At 69.0% G+C, this 14630-nt stretch carries 14 protein-coding genes; 8 read left to right on the forward strand and 6 right to left on the reverse strand.

Annotated features, from left to right (window positions below; translation table 11 throughout):
* Positions 1-17: 17 nt before the first annotated feature.
* From ACFV6H_RS30235 to bcp, 4 genes are all read right to left on the reverse strand, one after another.
* Positions 18-695: an HNH endonuclease gene (locus tag ACFV6H_RS30235; protein ID WP_385548473.1), complete on the reverse strand. Its 678-nt coding sequence runs from the start codon at positions 693-695 to the stop codon at positions 18-20.
* Entirely contained in the window at positions 695-1384 is a 690-nt protein-coding gene (locus ACFV6H_RS30240) for an HNH endonuclease (protein WP_385548477.1), read from the reverse strand. The genes ACFV6H_RS30235 and ACFV6H_RS30240 overlap by 1 nt, the downstream gene beginning before the upstream one ends.
* A 72-nt stretch (positions 1385-1456) precedes the next feature.
* Positions 1457-2860 (reverse strand): MFS transporter, encoded by a 1404-nt coding sequence (locus tag ACFV6H_RS30245; protein ID WP_385548480.1) that lies wholly within the window; start codon positions 2858-2860, stop codon positions 1457-1459.
* A 132-nt stretch (positions 2861-2992) separates the two neighbouring features.
* On the reverse strand, positions 2993-3460 hold the full coding sequence (gene bcp / locus ACFV6H_RS30250; protein ID WP_093601927.1) for a thioredoxin-dependent thiol peroxidase: 468 nt from the start codon (positions 3458-3460) through the stop codon (positions 2993-2995).
* Between the two features lie 148 nt (positions 3461-3608).
* On the opposite strand from bcp, the gene ACFV6H_RS30255 reads away from it, so the two are divergent.
* Together ACFV6H_RS30255 and ACFV6H_RS30260 are read left to right on the forward strand one after the other, a co-directional pair.
* A complete protein-coding gene (locus ACFV6H_RS30255) occupies positions 3609-3929 on the forward strand; it encodes a DUF3618 domain-containing protein (protein WP_385548484.1) in 321 nt (106 codons plus the stop codon).
* Positions 3930-4133: 204 nt separating this feature from the next.
* On the forward strand, positions 4134-4436 hold the full coding sequence (locus ACFV6H_RS30260) for a co-chaperone GroES (RefSeq protein WP_046506547.1): 303 nt from the start codon (positions 4134-4136) through the stop codon (positions 4434-4436).
* Here ACFV6H_RS30260 and ACFV6H_RS30265 read toward each other — a convergent pair.
* Entirely contained in the window at positions 4427-7063 is a 2637-nt protein-coding gene (locus ACFV6H_RS30265) for a transglycosylase domain-containing protein (protein WP_385548487.1), read from the reverse strand. The genes ACFV6H_RS30260 and ACFV6H_RS30265 overlap by 10 nt on opposite strands.
* A gap of 373 nt (positions 7064-7436) precedes the next feature.
* On the opposite strand from ACFV6H_RS30265, the gene ACFV6H_RS30270 reads away from it, so the two are divergent.
* The 5 genes from ACFV6H_RS30270 (at position 7437) to ACFV6H_RS30290 (ending at position 12884) form a co-directional block, all read left to right on the forward strand.
* Positions 7437-8237, forward strand: a complete 801-nt coding sequence (locus tag ACFV6H_RS30270; protein WP_385548598.1) for an ABC transporter permease — start codon at positions 7437-7439, stop codon at positions 8235-8237.
* 112 nt (positions 8238-8349) lie between these two features.
* Positions 8350-9210: an ABC transporter permease gene (locus ACFV6H_RS30275; protein ID WP_385548490.1), complete on the forward strand. Its 861-nt coding sequence runs from the start codon at positions 8350-8352 to the stop codon at positions 9208-9210.
* A 70-nt stretch (positions 9211-9280) separates the two neighbouring features.
* Positions 9281-10306, forward strand: a complete 1026-nt coding sequence (locus ACFV6H_RS30280) for an ATP-binding cassette domain-containing protein (protein ID WP_385548493.1) — start codon at positions 9281-9283, stop codon at positions 10304-10306.
* A gap of 31 nt (positions 10307-10337) precedes the next feature.
* Complete coding sequence (locus ACFV6H_RS30285) at positions 10338-11069, forward strand: DUF1707 domain-containing protein (protein WP_385548496.1); 732 nt, start codon at positions 10338-10340, stop codon at positions 11067-11069.
* Between the two features lie 306 nt (positions 11070-11375).
* Complete coding sequence (locus tag ACFV6H_RS30290) at positions 11376-12884, forward strand: DUF445 domain-containing protein (protein WP_385548499.1); 1509 nt, start codon at positions 11376-11378, stop codon at positions 12882-12884.
* Between the two features lie 183 nt (positions 12885-13067).
* On the opposite strand, the gene ACFV6H_RS30295 is transcribed toward ACFV6H_RS30290, so the two are convergent.
* On the reverse strand, positions 13068-13442 hold the full coding sequence (locus tag ACFV6H_RS30295) for a hypothetical protein (RefSeq protein WP_385548502.1): 375 nt from the start codon (positions 13440-13442) through the stop codon (positions 13068-13070).
* Between the two features lie 172 nt (positions 13443-13614).
* Here ACFV6H_RS30295 and ACFV6H_RS30300 point away from each other — a divergent pair, with 172 nt between their 5' ends.
* Entirely contained in the window at positions 13615-14598 is a 984-nt protein-coding gene (locus tag ACFV6H_RS30300) for a hypothetical protein (RefSeq protein WP_385548505.1), read from the forward strand.
* Positions 14599-14630: the final 32 nt, after the last annotated feature.

The following is a 14630-nucleotide window of genomic DNA, read 5'->3' on the forward strand; positions in this document are numbered from 1 at the left end:
GGACATGTGAGTGTGGGCTAAGTCCTGGTCCTGCTTCTCTCTCGGCGGTCACCACCCCGGCACCAGGTGGTCGTTATCGCATGACAGTTGGGGCACAGCAGCCGGAGGTTCTCGGCCCGGTTGTCGCTCCAGTCACCGCTGATGTGATCGACCTCAAGTGTCATGGGCTTCCCCAGCCACTCGGGCCCGGTCCCGCAGCGAGCGCACCTCTCGGCGATGCCGATTTCGAGCAGGCATCGACGTAGCATCGCCGTCTTGGTGCGTCTGCGTCCGTCGTGCTTCACCAGAATCTGCTCCGCGGTTTTCACCGGGATCGGGCCCTGCTTGCCTCGTTGATGTGCCTGTCCGAGGAAGTGAGACGTGTCGATTTCGTCCTCCTCGACCCACTGGTGGAAGAGGGTGCGCATACGCGTGTTGTCCGGCTGCTGCAAGCTGCGCAGGGTGGCGGCTATCGAACAGGACTGATTGACGGCCTTCTGCAATTCGGTCGTGGTCGGCCGGGCTGCAGCGCCGCTCCTCCGTTGGCGTGGGAAGTGCGAGACGTCGATGCCCAACTGCTCGAACCGTTTGTACAGATGCCGCCGCAGGTTTCTGTAGGGCCGCGTGCCCAGGAAGGCGATTACCTCATCAATGTCGGCGCACTTCGTCGCCGCATCGGCCAGTCGCTCCCGTGTGTACCGATTGCTCTCGGCCATCAGTTCCCACCGCCGAGCCGAGAGGTTGCCGTACGAGCGGCTCTGCGGGGCCCACCACTTCTGCGGTACGTGTCAGTCGTGGAGTGGCAGTTGGGGCACAGGAAGCGCAAGTTCTGGATGCGATTGTTGCGCCAGTTCCCGTCGATGTGGTCCACCTCAAGGGGAAGTGGGTGCCCCTGCCACATCGCCTCGCAGCCGCAGAGCGCACAGCTTTCCGGCAACCCGAGTTCGAGCAGTGCTTGCTTGAGCCGCCAACTGGGTGCGCGGCGTGCATGGGCCGAGTTGTCCTCGATCAGGATCTCTTGGGCCGACCGAGGGCGCCGGTTGCCGGGCCTGGTTCTCGTCTGCCTGTATGGATCGAAATGCGAGGTGTCGATGCCCAGAGCCTTGACCCGACGGCTGATGTGGGTGTGTTGGCCGCCGACGAGTTCAACTCCGAGGCGGCGCAGTACCTCGTTCATGTTCGTGGACGCCGCGACGGCGGATTCGAGTATCTCCTTCGTCCATCGCGCCCCCTCGCGCTCGAAGTGCGAGGTGTCGACCTCTAGTTTCTTCATCCGCTCGGATATGTACCTGCGCCGCGACGAATTCTTCGGATCGACTCCGAGCTTCGTCAGTGCCTCCGGCAGCGTCCTTGACGAGCTCGCCGCCTGTATGAGGCGCTCCTGTGTGTACTGGCTCACCCGCATGGTGGTTCATTCCCCTTTGTGCGGCCACGTGTTCATGGCGTCGCACTGGATAACGAACCAAATATCGGATGGTCACGTCCGGAAATCGGATCGGAGTTGCGCCGCTTCCGCTTCCGTCGCGACCGACGGTGGCGAGCCCGGCAAGGGGAGTTGGGCCGTTTCCTTTGTCAGGGCTACCGCCAAAACCCCCACCAGCGCCGCCGCCATCGCGTAGTACGCCGGGGTCAGGTTGCTGCCGGTGGCGCTGATCAGGGCCGTGATGACCAAGGGAGTTGTACCGCCGAAGACCGAGACCGCGACGTTGTAGCCCACTGAGAGCGCGCCGTAGCGGACCTCTGTCGGGAACAGCGCCGGGAGCGCCGCCGACATTGTGCCGAGGAGACAGACCAGCGACAGGCCCAGCATCAGTACGCCCGCCGTGATCGCCGGGACGCTGCCCTGGCCGATCAGCAGGAAGGCCGGCAGCGAGAGGAGGAGGAAGCCGAGCATGCCGGTCATCAGCAGCGGCTTGCGGCCTAAGCGGTCGCTGAGGATGCCGATCCGGTTGATGATCAGCAGCAGGAACGCCATCACGCCCAGCAGGATGAGCAGTCCATGCGTGTCGCTGTAGCCCAGCTCGTCGGAGAGATACGTCGGCATGTACGACAGCAGCATGTAGTCCGTGACGTTGTACGCGCCGACCAGCGCGACGCACAGGATCAGCGTCCGCCAATACCGCCGGAAGATCTTGGCAAGGTCGCCCTTCACCGTGGTCGTCACCGCCCCCGGCGCCAGCCGCTGGAACGCTGGCGTCTCGTCCAGCCGTAGCCGCAGATACAGACCGACCAGCCCCAGCGGGCCCGCGATCAGGAACGGCACGCGCCATCCCCATGCCTCCATGGCGTCCGCGCCGGTCCAGGCGTGCAGCGCGGTGACCAGTCCTGCCGCGCCGATGTATCCGGAGAGGGTGCCGAACTCCAGGAAGCTGCCGTAGTAGCCCCGGCGTTTGTCGGGCGCGTACTCGGCGATGAACGTGGACGCGCCGCCGTACTCGCCGCCGGTGGAGAAGCCCTGGACCAGCCGGAAGAGGATCAGCAGGACCGGCGCCCAGAAGCCGATCGCCGTGTACGAAGGGATCAGACCGATGGCGAAGGTACCGATCGCCATCATGATCATCGTCAGCGCGAGCACCTTCTTACGGCCGATCCTGTCGCCCATGGGGCCGAAGACCATGCCGCCGACCGGGCGTACGAGAAAGGCGACGGCGAAGGTCGCGAAGGAGGAGAGCAGCTGGACCGTGGAGTTCCCGGACGGGAAGAAGACCTGTCCGAGCGTCACGGCCAGATAGCTGTAGAGGCCGAAGTCGAACCACTCCATGGCGTTGCCCAGGGCGGCGGCCCTGACCGCCCGTCTGACCATGCGCTCGTCGGTGACGGTGATTTCGGTGACTTCGACCGCGCCCGGGTCGGCCTCCTCGTCGTGCTCATCGCCGGCCATGGCGCGGGTCCCTTCCTCGGGCGAACGTGTTCAAACGTGTCCAAGGGAACCTTCTGCACGGTCATGGCGACGGCAAACCGAAGTCCCACTCACGTGGGACCCCGGTCACGCGGCCCTGGTGCCAGGCGTCCGTCAGATGCCGAGATCCTTGATGATCTTCGCCACATGGCCGGTGGCCCGCACGTTGTAGAACGCGTGCTCCACCTTGCCCTCCTCGTCGACGACGATCGTGGAGCGGATCACGCCGGTCACGGTCTTGCCGTACGACTTCTTCTCGCCGAAGGCCCCGTAGCTCTCCAGAACGCCCTTGGCCGGATCCCCGACCAGCGTGACCTTGAGGTTCTCCTTCTCGCGGAACTTCGCAAGCTTCTCCGGCCTGTCGGGCGACACACCGATCACGTCGTATCCGGCGTCGGCCAGCAGACCGAGATTGTCCGTGAAGTCGCAGGCCTGCTTGGTGCAGCCCGGAGTGAGGGCGGCGGGGTAGAAGTAGACGATGACCTTCCGGCCCTTGTGGTCCGCGAGCGAGACGTCCTTGCCGTCCGCGTCGGGCAGGGTGAAGGCGGGGGCGGTGTCGCCGGGGCTGAGTCGCTCGCTCATGGTTCTCCTCGATGGAGGTCGGGTGTACGTGGCCGAGCGTAATCGGGGGTGCCGTCGGGTGCGGCGACGGCGAAGCTGACAGACTGTCGAGGAAGTACTGCTGAAGTACTGACGAAGGACTACCGGACACGACGACGGAGGCAGCGCGGTGTCGGATTCCAGGACCCCGGCGCAGATCGAGGCGGACATCGTCCGCAGGCGCGGGCAGCTTGCCGAGACGCTGGACGAGATCGGGGTGCGGGTGCATCCGAAGACGATCGTCGGCGACGCGAAGGCCCGGGTGGTCTCCAGTGTGGATCACACGGCCGGACGTGCGTTCGTCGCGGTGAACAGGGTGGTGTCGGGGGCCCGGGCGCCGTTCATCGGACTGGACGGCGGGCCGCGGCTGGAGCGCCTGGTTCCGGTGGCGCTGATCGCGGTCGGCGTCGTGGGGCTGCTCACGGTGTCGATGCGGCGGCGCAAGCGCTGACGACGGCGCCGAGGCCGACGGCGCGGCGGCTGACGCGCGTCGGCCACCGCACCGAGGCCGTGGCCAGCCGCACCGAGGCCTACGGCGCCGACGGAGCCTGTGGCGTACGGCTTACCCCTGTGGCGCCCGGCGCGGGCGTAAGCAGGTAGGTTCTGAGTCGTGAGCGAGAAACCCCACAGCCAGCACGACAAACTGCCCATCCGTATGCTCCATGACCGTGTCCTGGTCAGGACGGACATCCCGGAGGGCGAGCGGCGCTCGTCCGGCGGCATCGTCATTCCCGCGACGGCGGCGGTCGGCAGGCGGCTGGCCTGGGCCGAGGTGGTGGCCGTGGGGCAGAACGTACGGACGGTGGAGCCCGGTGACCGGGTGCTGTACGACCCCGAGGACCGGGCCGAGGTCGAGGTGCGCGGCGTGGCGTACGTACTGATGCGGGAGCGCGATCTGCACGCCGTCGCCGCCGACCGGTTCGAGGGCTCCGAGGACTCCACCGGGCTCTATCTGTAGCCGTTGTAGGTGCCGTAGCCGCTGTAGTCGGCGCGTGGCCGTCCATGGAAGCCGCTGGTTCTGCCGATGCCGACGGTTCCGTACCTGGAAGTGGAACCGATGCCTCCAGGGACGGAAGCGCCGCCGTAACCGTGCTGCTGCGACGTCTGCGCACGCGCTGATCCCTGGACCTGCCCTTGGCCCGATGTCTGGCCCGTACGGTCCGTGCGCTCCGCGCGGTCCGGACGCGCCTGCGACCCTGACCCTGATTCCTGCTGTTGTCCCGGGGCGCGGGCGGCGCCGCCGCCGTGTCCGCCCGTAGGGCCATGGGCCGGGACTCCGGGCCGGGCCACGGACCAGCCCTCCGACCGCCCTTGTGGCGCCTGCTCCTGCTCTTGCTCCTGTCCAGGCCCTCCGTCGCCGGATCCTCCGTCGCCGGACCCGTCCCCGTCGCCGTTCTCGTCCCCGTCCGGCCGGCCCGCGGTGTCGCCCGGCGCTCCGCCGCCGAATTCGCCGAACGGATCCGATCCGTCCTCCGGTGAGAGCATCTCCTCCGCTCCGTCGTCCATCCGCAGATCGAAGTCCTCGGTCCGGGTGTCCCTGAGGGCGGCGGCCGTGAACCGGCCCCAGATCTCGGCCGGCGGTCCGCCTCCGTTGATACGGGGCTGGCCCAGCGCGCCGTACAGCGGTCGGTGCGCCGCGGTCTTCGGATCGGCGCCCATCATCGCGACGACCGTGGCCAGGTTCGGGGTGTAGCCGGCGAACCAGGCGGCCTTGTCGTCCTCCGCCGTGCCCGTCTTGCCCGCCGCGGGCCGGCCGGCTGAGAGCGCCGCGGTGCCCGTGCCGCCCTCGACGACACCGCGCAGCACCGCGGTGGTGGTGTCGGCGGCCTCGCGGCTGATGACCTGCCGCGGTTCCCGGTGGGGCAGTTCGACCTTCGTACCGTTCCTGCTGACCTTCTGGACCAGGGTGTAGGTGCCGTGTCTGCCGTGGTTGGCGAGCGTCGCGTACGCCTTCGCCATGTCGAGCACGCTGGCGCTGGCCGGGCCGAGCGCGATGGACGGGGAGGCCGTCAGATCGGGTGTGTTGCTGGGCAGGCCGAGGGCGATGGCGGTGTTTCTGACGGTGGCCGGGCCGATGTCCTGGGCGAGCTGCGCGTAGACGGCGTTGACGGACTTGTCGGTGGCCTCGCGGAGGGAGAGCGGACCGTAGTTGATGTCGTCCTCGTTCGCCGGCGCGTAGCCGGTGGGCCCGTCCACGCCTTCGACCATGCGCTCGTTGTTGCCGTCGTAGACGGTGTTGGGCGTGATGGGCTCGCCGTACCGCGTCCGGGAGTTGTTCTCGACGGCGGCGGCGAGGACGAACGGTTTGAAGGTGGAGCCGACCTGGTAGTCGCGGCGGGTCGCGTTGTTGACGTACTGCTTGGTGTAGTCGATCCCGCCGTACATGGCGACGACCTTGCCGGTCGTGGGATCGACGGAGGCGCCTCCGATCCGGACATTGCGGTCGGCCGCGCGGCCGGTGTCGAGACGGCTGAGGACGATGTCGTCCACGGCCTCGCCGAAGGCGTCCTGCTTCTCCCGCTCCAGCGTGGTGGTGATGCGATGGCCGCCGGCGGCCAGGGTGCGCTCATCGATGATCTTGTTGCTGACGAGATACTCCTCGACGGCCTGGACGACATAGCCGCGCTGTCCGGAGAGCCCGGTGCTGGAGTGTCTGATCTCGCCGGGTACGGGGAAGGCCAGCGTGGCGCGGACGGCCGGTTTGAGCCAGTGCTCCTTGACCATGCCGTCGAGGACATAGTTCCAGCGGGCCTCTGCGGCGGGCCGGTTCTCCGGGTGGACGACGACGTCGAAGTCGCTGGGCGCGTTGAGCAGCGAGGCCAGATAGGCGCCCTCGGCGAGGTTGATGTCCTCGATGTCCTTGCCGTAGTAGGCCTGGGCGGCGGCCTGGATGCCGTAGGCGTTGCGGCCGAAGTAGCTGGTGTTGAGATAGCCCTGGAGGATGTTCTTCTTGCTCTCCTCGCGGTTGAGCTTGATCGCGATGAAGAGTTCCTTGCCCTTGCGTACGACGGTCTGTTCCTGGCCGAGGTAGTAGTTCTTGACGTACTGCTGGGTGATGGTGGAGCCGCCCTGGGTGCCCTTGCCGGTGACGGTGTTCCAGATGGCGCGGACCATGCCCGCGGGATTGACGGCGGGTTCGCTGTAGAAGCCGCGGTCCTCGGCGGCGAGTACGGCTCGCTGGACGGCCCTGGGCACCTGGGCGAGCCGGATGTTCTCGCGGTTGATCTCGCCGTCGCGGGCGAGCTGGGTGCCGTCCGCGTAGAGATACAGATTGGACTGGAGTGTGGCCGCGGTGTTGGCGGCCGGGATGCCGACGAGGTGGTAGCCGGCGATCAGGCCGCCTCCTAGGAGGAGCGTCCCGAACAGGAGTGTGCCGAGCAGCGCCCGCCTGGTGGGGACGAGCCGGCGCAGACCGGTACGGGGACGAGGGGTACGGGGACGGCGGGGACGCTTCCGCGGCCGGCTCTTTCCGTCCGGTGGGAAGCGGGAGATCTCGGGGGCGGGGGCCGAGGGGTCCCGTGGGGCCCAGCCCTGCTGCTGTGACACGTGCTGTGACACGTCTGACACGTCTGACACGTCGCTCATAAGTGTGGAGACTCCTCGGCCGCGGCCGGGGGATTCGCCCTCTCCGGCATAACGGTGTCGTATCAGGCGATTCGCGGTGCGGCCCCGAGAAACGCGGTGCGGCACCAGGAAGCCCCCTGAAACAGGGCCAGAACGGATGAGCGCTTCGGCCGGAACGGATGCGCCGTCGGCCGGAACGGACGAGCGCCGCTGTCCCGGCCGACGGGTCGCGGCGGTCCGATAACCGGTCGCGGCGGCTGATCCCGGTGGGCTAGGGTCGTGCGCTTTGGTGCCGGGTGCCGGGTGCCGAGTGGGGCGTTTCGCATGGTGGCGACGGCGTACCGATAGCGCGGATGCGCGGATGACACGGATGATGCGAGGGAGCTGGGGTGTGGTGCGGCTGTATGTCGTGGTGGCCGCGGGTGGGTTCCGGCGCTATGCCACATACCGTGTGGCGACCTTGGCGGGAGTGTTCACCAATACGGTCTTCGGCTTCATCGTGGCGTACACCTATACGGCTCTCTGGGACGAGCGTCCGCGGCTCGGTGGTTACGACCTCTCCCAGGCCGTCACGTATGTGTGGCTCGGCCAGGCGCTGCTGATGACCTGCGCCATGATGGGCGGCGGTTTCGAGGACGAACTGGTCGAGCGTATCCGTACGGGTGATATCGCCGTCGATCTCTACCGGCCCGCCGATCTCCAGCTGTGGTGGATGGCCGGGGATCTGGGCCGTGCCGCTTTCCATCTGCTGGGGCGCGGGATCGTACCGATGGTGCTCGGCGCGTTCGCCTTCGAACTGGCGCTCCCCACCGATCCGCTGACCTGGCTGGCGTTTCTCTTCGCCGTGCTGCTCGGTGTGATGGTCAGCTTCGCGATCCGCTTTCTCGTCGCGCTCTCGGCGTTCTGGCTGATGGACGGCGCAGGGGTGGCCCAGATGGCGATGCTGGCCGGGATGTTCTTCTCCGGGCTGCTGCTGCCGCTCAATCTCTTCCCGGGTCTGCTGGGCGAGGTGGCGCGGGCGCTGCCCTGGTCCTCGCTGCTCCAGGTCCCGGCGGATGTCTTCCTCGGTACGCACACCGGATGGGATCTCGCCGGAGCGTACGCGTTCCAGGCGGGCTGGGCGCTGGCGCTGCTGGCGGTGGGACGGCTGCTCCAGACTGTCGCGACACGGAGGGTGGTGGTCCAGGGTGGCTGAGGAAGCGGCGGCGGCCGGGGTGTCGTCTTCGGAGGCGTCTGCTGAGGCGCGTGCTGAGGCGTCTGTAGAGGCATTCCCGTCTGTGGAGGCATCTCCGGAGGCGTCCCCGGAGATGCCTGCGGAGGTGTCTCCGGAACGGTGGATTCCGCGGCACTCGCGGCGGGCCGCCGTACAGGACGGGCTCCGGGCGTACGGCCTGATCGTTGCGATGTGGATGCGCTCCACGATGGCGTACCGCGCGTCCTTCGCGATGACGGCGTTCGGGAACTTCGCGGCGACCGCCTTCGACTTTGTCGCGATCCTGCTGATGTTCGCCCATGTGGACGCCCTGGGCGGCTACTCGCTGCCGGAGGTCGCGTTTCTGTACGGGACGTCCGCGACCGCGTTCGGCCTCGCGGATCTGCTGCTCGGCTCGATGGACCGGCTGGGCCGGCGGGTGCGGGACGGCACGCTCGACACGCTGCTGCTGCGGCCCGTACCCGTACTGGCCCAGGTGGCGGCGGACCGGTTCGCGCTGCGCCGGCTCGGCCGGGTCACGCAAGGGCTGCTGGTGCTGGTCTATGCCCTAGTGGCGCTGGACATCGACTGGACGCCGGTACGGGTGCTGATGCTGCCGATGATGGTGGTGAGCGGCGCGGCCATCTTCTCGGCGGTGTTCGTGGCGGGCGCGGCGTTCCAGTTCTGGGCGCAGGACGCGGCGGAGGTGCAGAACTCGTTCACGTACGGCGGTACGACGCTGTTGCAGTACCCGCCGACGGTCTTCGCGAAGGACCTGGTGCGCGGGGTCACGTTCGTGGTGCCGCTGGCCTTCGTCAACTGGATGCCGGCGCTGTATGTCCTGGGCCGCGAGGACCCGTTGGGGCTGCCGGACGCGGTCGCGTTCCTGCCGCCGGTGGTGGCCGGGGTGAGCTGCGCGCTGGCGGGACTGGCGTGGCGGGCGGGGCTGCGTACGTACAGGAGTACGGGGAGCTAGGGACCACGGGGAGCCAAGGGCCGTCCTTTTGAGCAGGCGGGCCGGATCAGGGCCGGATCAGGGAGCGTTGATGAGTACGAGTACGGACGGTGACGCAGGTGGCGGTCACGCGGGCGGTGACGCAGGTGGCGGTGACGCCGACTTCATCGAGCTGGACGGCATCGAGAAGGTCTTCGACGTACGGCGCAGAGCGGGCCTGCTGCGCCGCGAGAAGCATCAGGTACGGGCCGTCGACGGCATCAGTTTCCGGGTGCCGCGCGGCGAGATGGTCGGCTACATCGGCCCCAACGGCGCGGGCAAGTCGACCACCATCAAGATGCTCACCGGCATTCTGACGCCGAGCGGCGGACGGCTGCGGGTCGCGGGCATCGATCCGTCCCGGGAGCGTACGCGGCTGGCGCAGCGTATCGGCGTGGTGTTCGGGCAGCGCACCACGCTCTGGTGGGATCTGCCGCTGATCGACTCGTACCGGCTGATGCACCGGATGTACCGCGTTCCCGACGCGCGGTTCCGGGTGAATCTGGAGCGGTGCGTCGAACTCCTCGATCTGGCCGAGCTGTTGGACGTACCCGTACGGCAGCTCTCGCTCGGCCAGCGGATGCGCGGCGATATCGCGGCGGCGCTGCTCCACGATCCCGAGGTGCTGTATCTGGACGAGCCGACCATCGGGCTCGATGTGGTCTCCAAGGCCAAGGTCAGGGAGTTTCTGCGGGATCTGAACGCGGAACGCGGCACGACCGTCCTGCTGACCACCCACGATCTGACCGATATCGAACAGCTCTGCAAGCGGGTGATGGTCATCGACCACGGCCGGCTGCTGTACGACGGCGCGCTGGCCGGGCTGCACGAGGTCGGGGAGAGCGAGCGGACGCTCGTCGTCGATCTGGAACGCGAGCTTCCGCCGATCGGACTGCCCGGTGCGCGGACGGTCAGGGTGGAGGGACCGCGGCAGTGGCTCGCCTTTCCCGCGACGGAGTCGGCGGCGCCGCTGGTCGCCCGGGTCGCGGCGGAGTATCCGCTGGTCGATCTGTCGGTGCGGGAGCCGGACATCGAGGCGGTGATCGCCAAGATGTACGTCGATCGATCAGCCGTGTGACGCGGGCCCTGGTGGTGACTACTCTGCTGCCATGACGAGTGAACGGCCTGATCCAGGTCCCGGTCCCAGTCCGAGCTCCAGTCCCGGTCCCGGTCCTGATACGCGTGCCTCCGATGCGGAGCGGGAGCAGGTCGCGGAGCGGCTGCGCGAGGCCGTGGCCGAGGGCCGGCTCGACATGGAGGAGTTCGACGAGCGCCTGGACGCGACGTACAAGGCGCGTACGCATGGCGAGTTGGTGCCACTGGTACGGGACCTGCCCGCGCCCGGTACGGCGACGGATGTGACGCTCGCGCCCTCGTCGGGCGGCGGCGTGAGCACCTGGTCGGACCGGATCGGCAAGGAGCGGGCCACGTCCAAGGGCGCCTTCGCGTTCTGGGGCGGCTTCGGGCGTAAGGGCACCTGGACGGTGGGCCGGAAGTTCACGGCGGTCGTCCTTCAGGCGGGCGGCGAGATCGATCTGCGCGAGGCGCGGTTCGAGGACCGCGATGTGGTGATCCGCTGCTTCACGGTCATGGGCGGTGTCCATGTCACCGTGCCGCCGGACATGGATGTCGAGGTCAGGGGCTTCGGCTTCATGGGCGGCTTCGGCGAGGTGGGCGATGCCGAGATCAGTCCGGGATCGCCACGGGTGATCATCACCGGGTTCGCGCTGATGGGCGGCGTCGGGGTGGAGCGCAAGATCAGGGAGTCGGAGAAGCGCCGGCTCAAGGAGGAGCGGAAGCGGCAGAGGCTGGAGAAGAAGGACCGCAAGGAGCTGGACTGACGCCGTACTGACACCGGTACGCGCGGTACGTGCCGTCCGCGTCAGCCGTCCGCCGTCCGCCTCGGAAGCGGGCGAGACCGCTCGCACCGCAGTGCCACCACCCTCAGGCAGCGCCCTCATCAGTGCCCTCATTCGCGCCCTGAGCAGGGCCGTGAGCCGAGCGGCTGATACGTCGGCGTACCTCGGCGCAGAGACATATCCGATATCGCGCGGGAACTCGACGCGCGCCTCGGGAGTACCTCAGACAGGGACAATGTGTCAGGGCGGGCTCGCGGGCACGACGCGTACGCGGACGGATGGAGCGGAATGGAACGTACGGATCCGGAGAAGGCGGCGGAAGCCGACGACGGCGGTGCCGGGGCTGACGGCGCGGGACCTTCGGGGCCGCCCGCGCTGCCCGGCGGCCCGGCCGCGTCCGCTGCCTCCGGCGCGTCCGGTGGGCCCGCTGCCGTAACCGGTGCGTCCGACGGACCCGGTACGTCCGACGATCCCCGTACGCCCACCGCACCTGGCGGCCCCGGCAAGCGCTCCACTCTGAGCGCCACCCTCGGCTCCTTCTCGTACACGGCCGCCGACGAGGAGAAGCGCCGCGGCGTCCGCCGTATGAAGACCACCGCCACCGGTCTGCTGCTGCTGGTCGCCGTGATCTACGTCCTCGCCACTTGGGCGAAGAACGCCGGCGCGGGCGGCTGGACCGGCTATGTCGCCGCCGCGGCGGAGGCGGGCATGGTGGGCGCGCTGGCCGACTGGTTCGCGGTGACGGCGCTGTTCAAGCATCCGCTCGGCGTGCCCATCCCGCACACCGCGATCATCCCGAACAAGAAGGACCAGCTCGGGACCTCACTGGGCTCGTTCGTAGGAGAGAACTTCCTCTCGGCCGAGGTGGTACGGACCCGGCTGCGCGCCCTCGCCATCGGCGGCCGGCTCGGTACATGGCTGGCCGAACCGGCCCATGCCGACCGTGTCACCGCCGAGCTGTCCACGGCGCTGCGCGGTGCGCTGAGAGTCCTGCGGGACTCCGACGTACAGGCGATCGTCGGCGAGGCGATCACCCGCCGCGCGGACGCGGCCGAGGTCGCGCCGGGCCTCGGCAAGACTCTGGCGAGAATCGTCACCGACGGCTCGCACCACCGCGCCGTCGATCTGATCTGCGTCCGCGCGCACGACTGGCTGGTGGAGCACGCGGACTCGGTGATGGACGCGGTCCAGGGCGGTGCGCCGGGCTGGACGCCCCGATTTGTCGACCGCAAGGTGGGTGACCGTGTCTACAAGGAGCTGCTGCGCTTCGTCACGGAGATGCGCGACATGCCCGACCATCCGGCGCGCGGCGCCATCGACCGCTTTCTGCGGGACTTCGCCGTGGACCTCCAGTCGGACACGGAGACCCGGGCCAGGGTCGAGCGGCTGAAGTCGGATCTGCTGGCGCGTCCCGAGGTGCAGGACATCATCGCCTCCGCCTGGGCCTCCGTACGCGCGATGATCATGTCCGCGGCGGAGGACGACCGGAGCCAACTGCGTCTGCGCGCGCGTGCCTCGCTGCTCTCCCTGGGCGCGCGGCTGGCGACGGACGGCCGGCTCCAGGGGAAGGTGGACGGCTGGATCGAGGACGCGGCGGGATATGTCGTCTCCACGTACCGCGGCGAGATCACGTCCCTGATCTCGGACACGGTACGGAGCTGGGACGCCGCCGACACCTCCAAGAAGATCGAGGCGCACATCGGCCGGGACCTGCAGTTCATCCGGATCAACGGCACGGTGGTCGGCGCGCTGGCGGGGCTGCTGATCTATACGGTGTCGCACGTGCTGGGAGCGTAAGGAACCCGGCCTCATGAAAAAGTGCTGGGCGCGTGATCCGGACCATGTCGTCCGTTCACGCGCCCAGCCACCATGGGGGAGTTGCCGTTAAGTACGCGGCCGGGACCCGGGGTGTTCAACGCGTACGAAAAAACTCTTCTGCCGGGGCCGGGTCCAGGGCCCGGCCCCGGCCCCGGGCCTCCGTCACTCCCCGCCGCGCCGCGTGGCGGCCCAGGACGTGACCGCCCACGAGGTCGCGGCGACGGCGCCCGCCACGGTGAAGACGGCGGGCCAGGCGCCGATCTTCTTGGCCAGCGGATGCGAACCGGCGAAGGCGGCGACGTACGCGGCGCTCAGCCCGACCGCGGCCTTCGTCCCGCCGGTCCGCTGCCACTCGCGCGCGGCCACGGCGCCGGCGGCGGCGAGGGCGATCCCGCCGAGGGGACGCTTCTTGGTCCACCGGGCGATCCCGTATCCGCCGGCGAGCCCGCCCGCCGCCGCGCCTGCGGCGATGGCTGCCGTCGGAATCCTCGCCGCCGCTGTCGCCGCTCCTGCGCCCACGCCTGCCGCTGTTGCCATGTCCGCCGCCTTCGCCGCTCTTCGGGTCTGCGCTGACATGACCGAGCCTAACCAGACCAGCCGGAGCGGCATGGGTCGGACGATATGCCCGGAACGCAACCGAGGACACAAGAGATCGTCACAGCCCATCGGCGCATGTCCACTTCCCGTCGGTCCTGGGCAGTGAATCCCCATGCCCAGGACCACCGCCGCCGACGCGGCCATCGCCAAGCTGTCCCATACGCAGATGCGCCTGGCGACGACTCGCCAGCTACGCGCCACCGGCCTCGCCGCCAGTACCGCCGCGGGCCGCTGCGCGCCGGGCGGACCGTGGCAGCGCCTGCTGCCCGGCGTCGTCCTGATACAGACAGGCGAACCCGATCCACGCCAGCGGCTGCTGGCCGCGGTCCTCTACGCGGACGCCGGGACGGCCGGCCTCTCGGGTGCGAGGGCGGTCCTGACGGGCGAGGCGGCGCTGTCGGTGTACGGAGTACGAGGCGCGACGGCCGAGTGCGCCGACGTCCTGATCGGCGCGCGCCGAGGTCTGCGGGACAGATCGTACGTACGGCTGCGCCGCACCAGCCGCTGGCCGCCGACGCTGCTGGTCAACGGCATTCCCTGCGTACGTCCGGTCCGCGCCGCGTCCGACTTCGCCGCCCATGAACCGTCCACGGAGCGGGTACGCGCGATCCTCGCGACGACGGTCCAGACCTGTAGCTGCCACCCGGAGGACCTCCGCGCCGAACTCCGCGCCTCCCACGCCCTGCGCAATCCGGCGGTCGGCGCGGTCCTGGACGAACTCCGCGTGGGCACCCGCTCCATCGCCGAGGGCCAGGCCCGCGACACCCTCCTCGCCGCCGGCCTTCCTCACCCACTCTGGAACCCGGTCCTCCTCACCCCGAGAGGCACCTTCCTCGCCCGCCCGGACGCCTACTGGGCCCACGCGGGCGTAGCCCTGGAAGTCGACTCGGAGGAATTCCACCTGGGCATCACCGCCTACCGCACCACCCTCCGCCGCCGCCTCCTCCTGGAAGCCCACGGAGTAGACGTGATCAGCGCAGTCCCAGCCCTGATCCGCGACCACCCCGAAGAACTGGTAGCCGCAGTCCGCACCAAACTCCACCAAGCCAAATCCCGCGAATCCCTCCCCAACGTAATCATCCGCCCATACCTCTGACCACCCCACCCACACGGGCGCAACGAGCAGGC

The sequence above is a fragment of the Streptomyces sp. NPDC059743 genome, assembly GCF_042732975.1.
Taxonomy (GTDB): Bacteria; Actinomycetota; Actinomycetes; order Streptomycetales; family Streptomycetaceae; genus Streptomyces.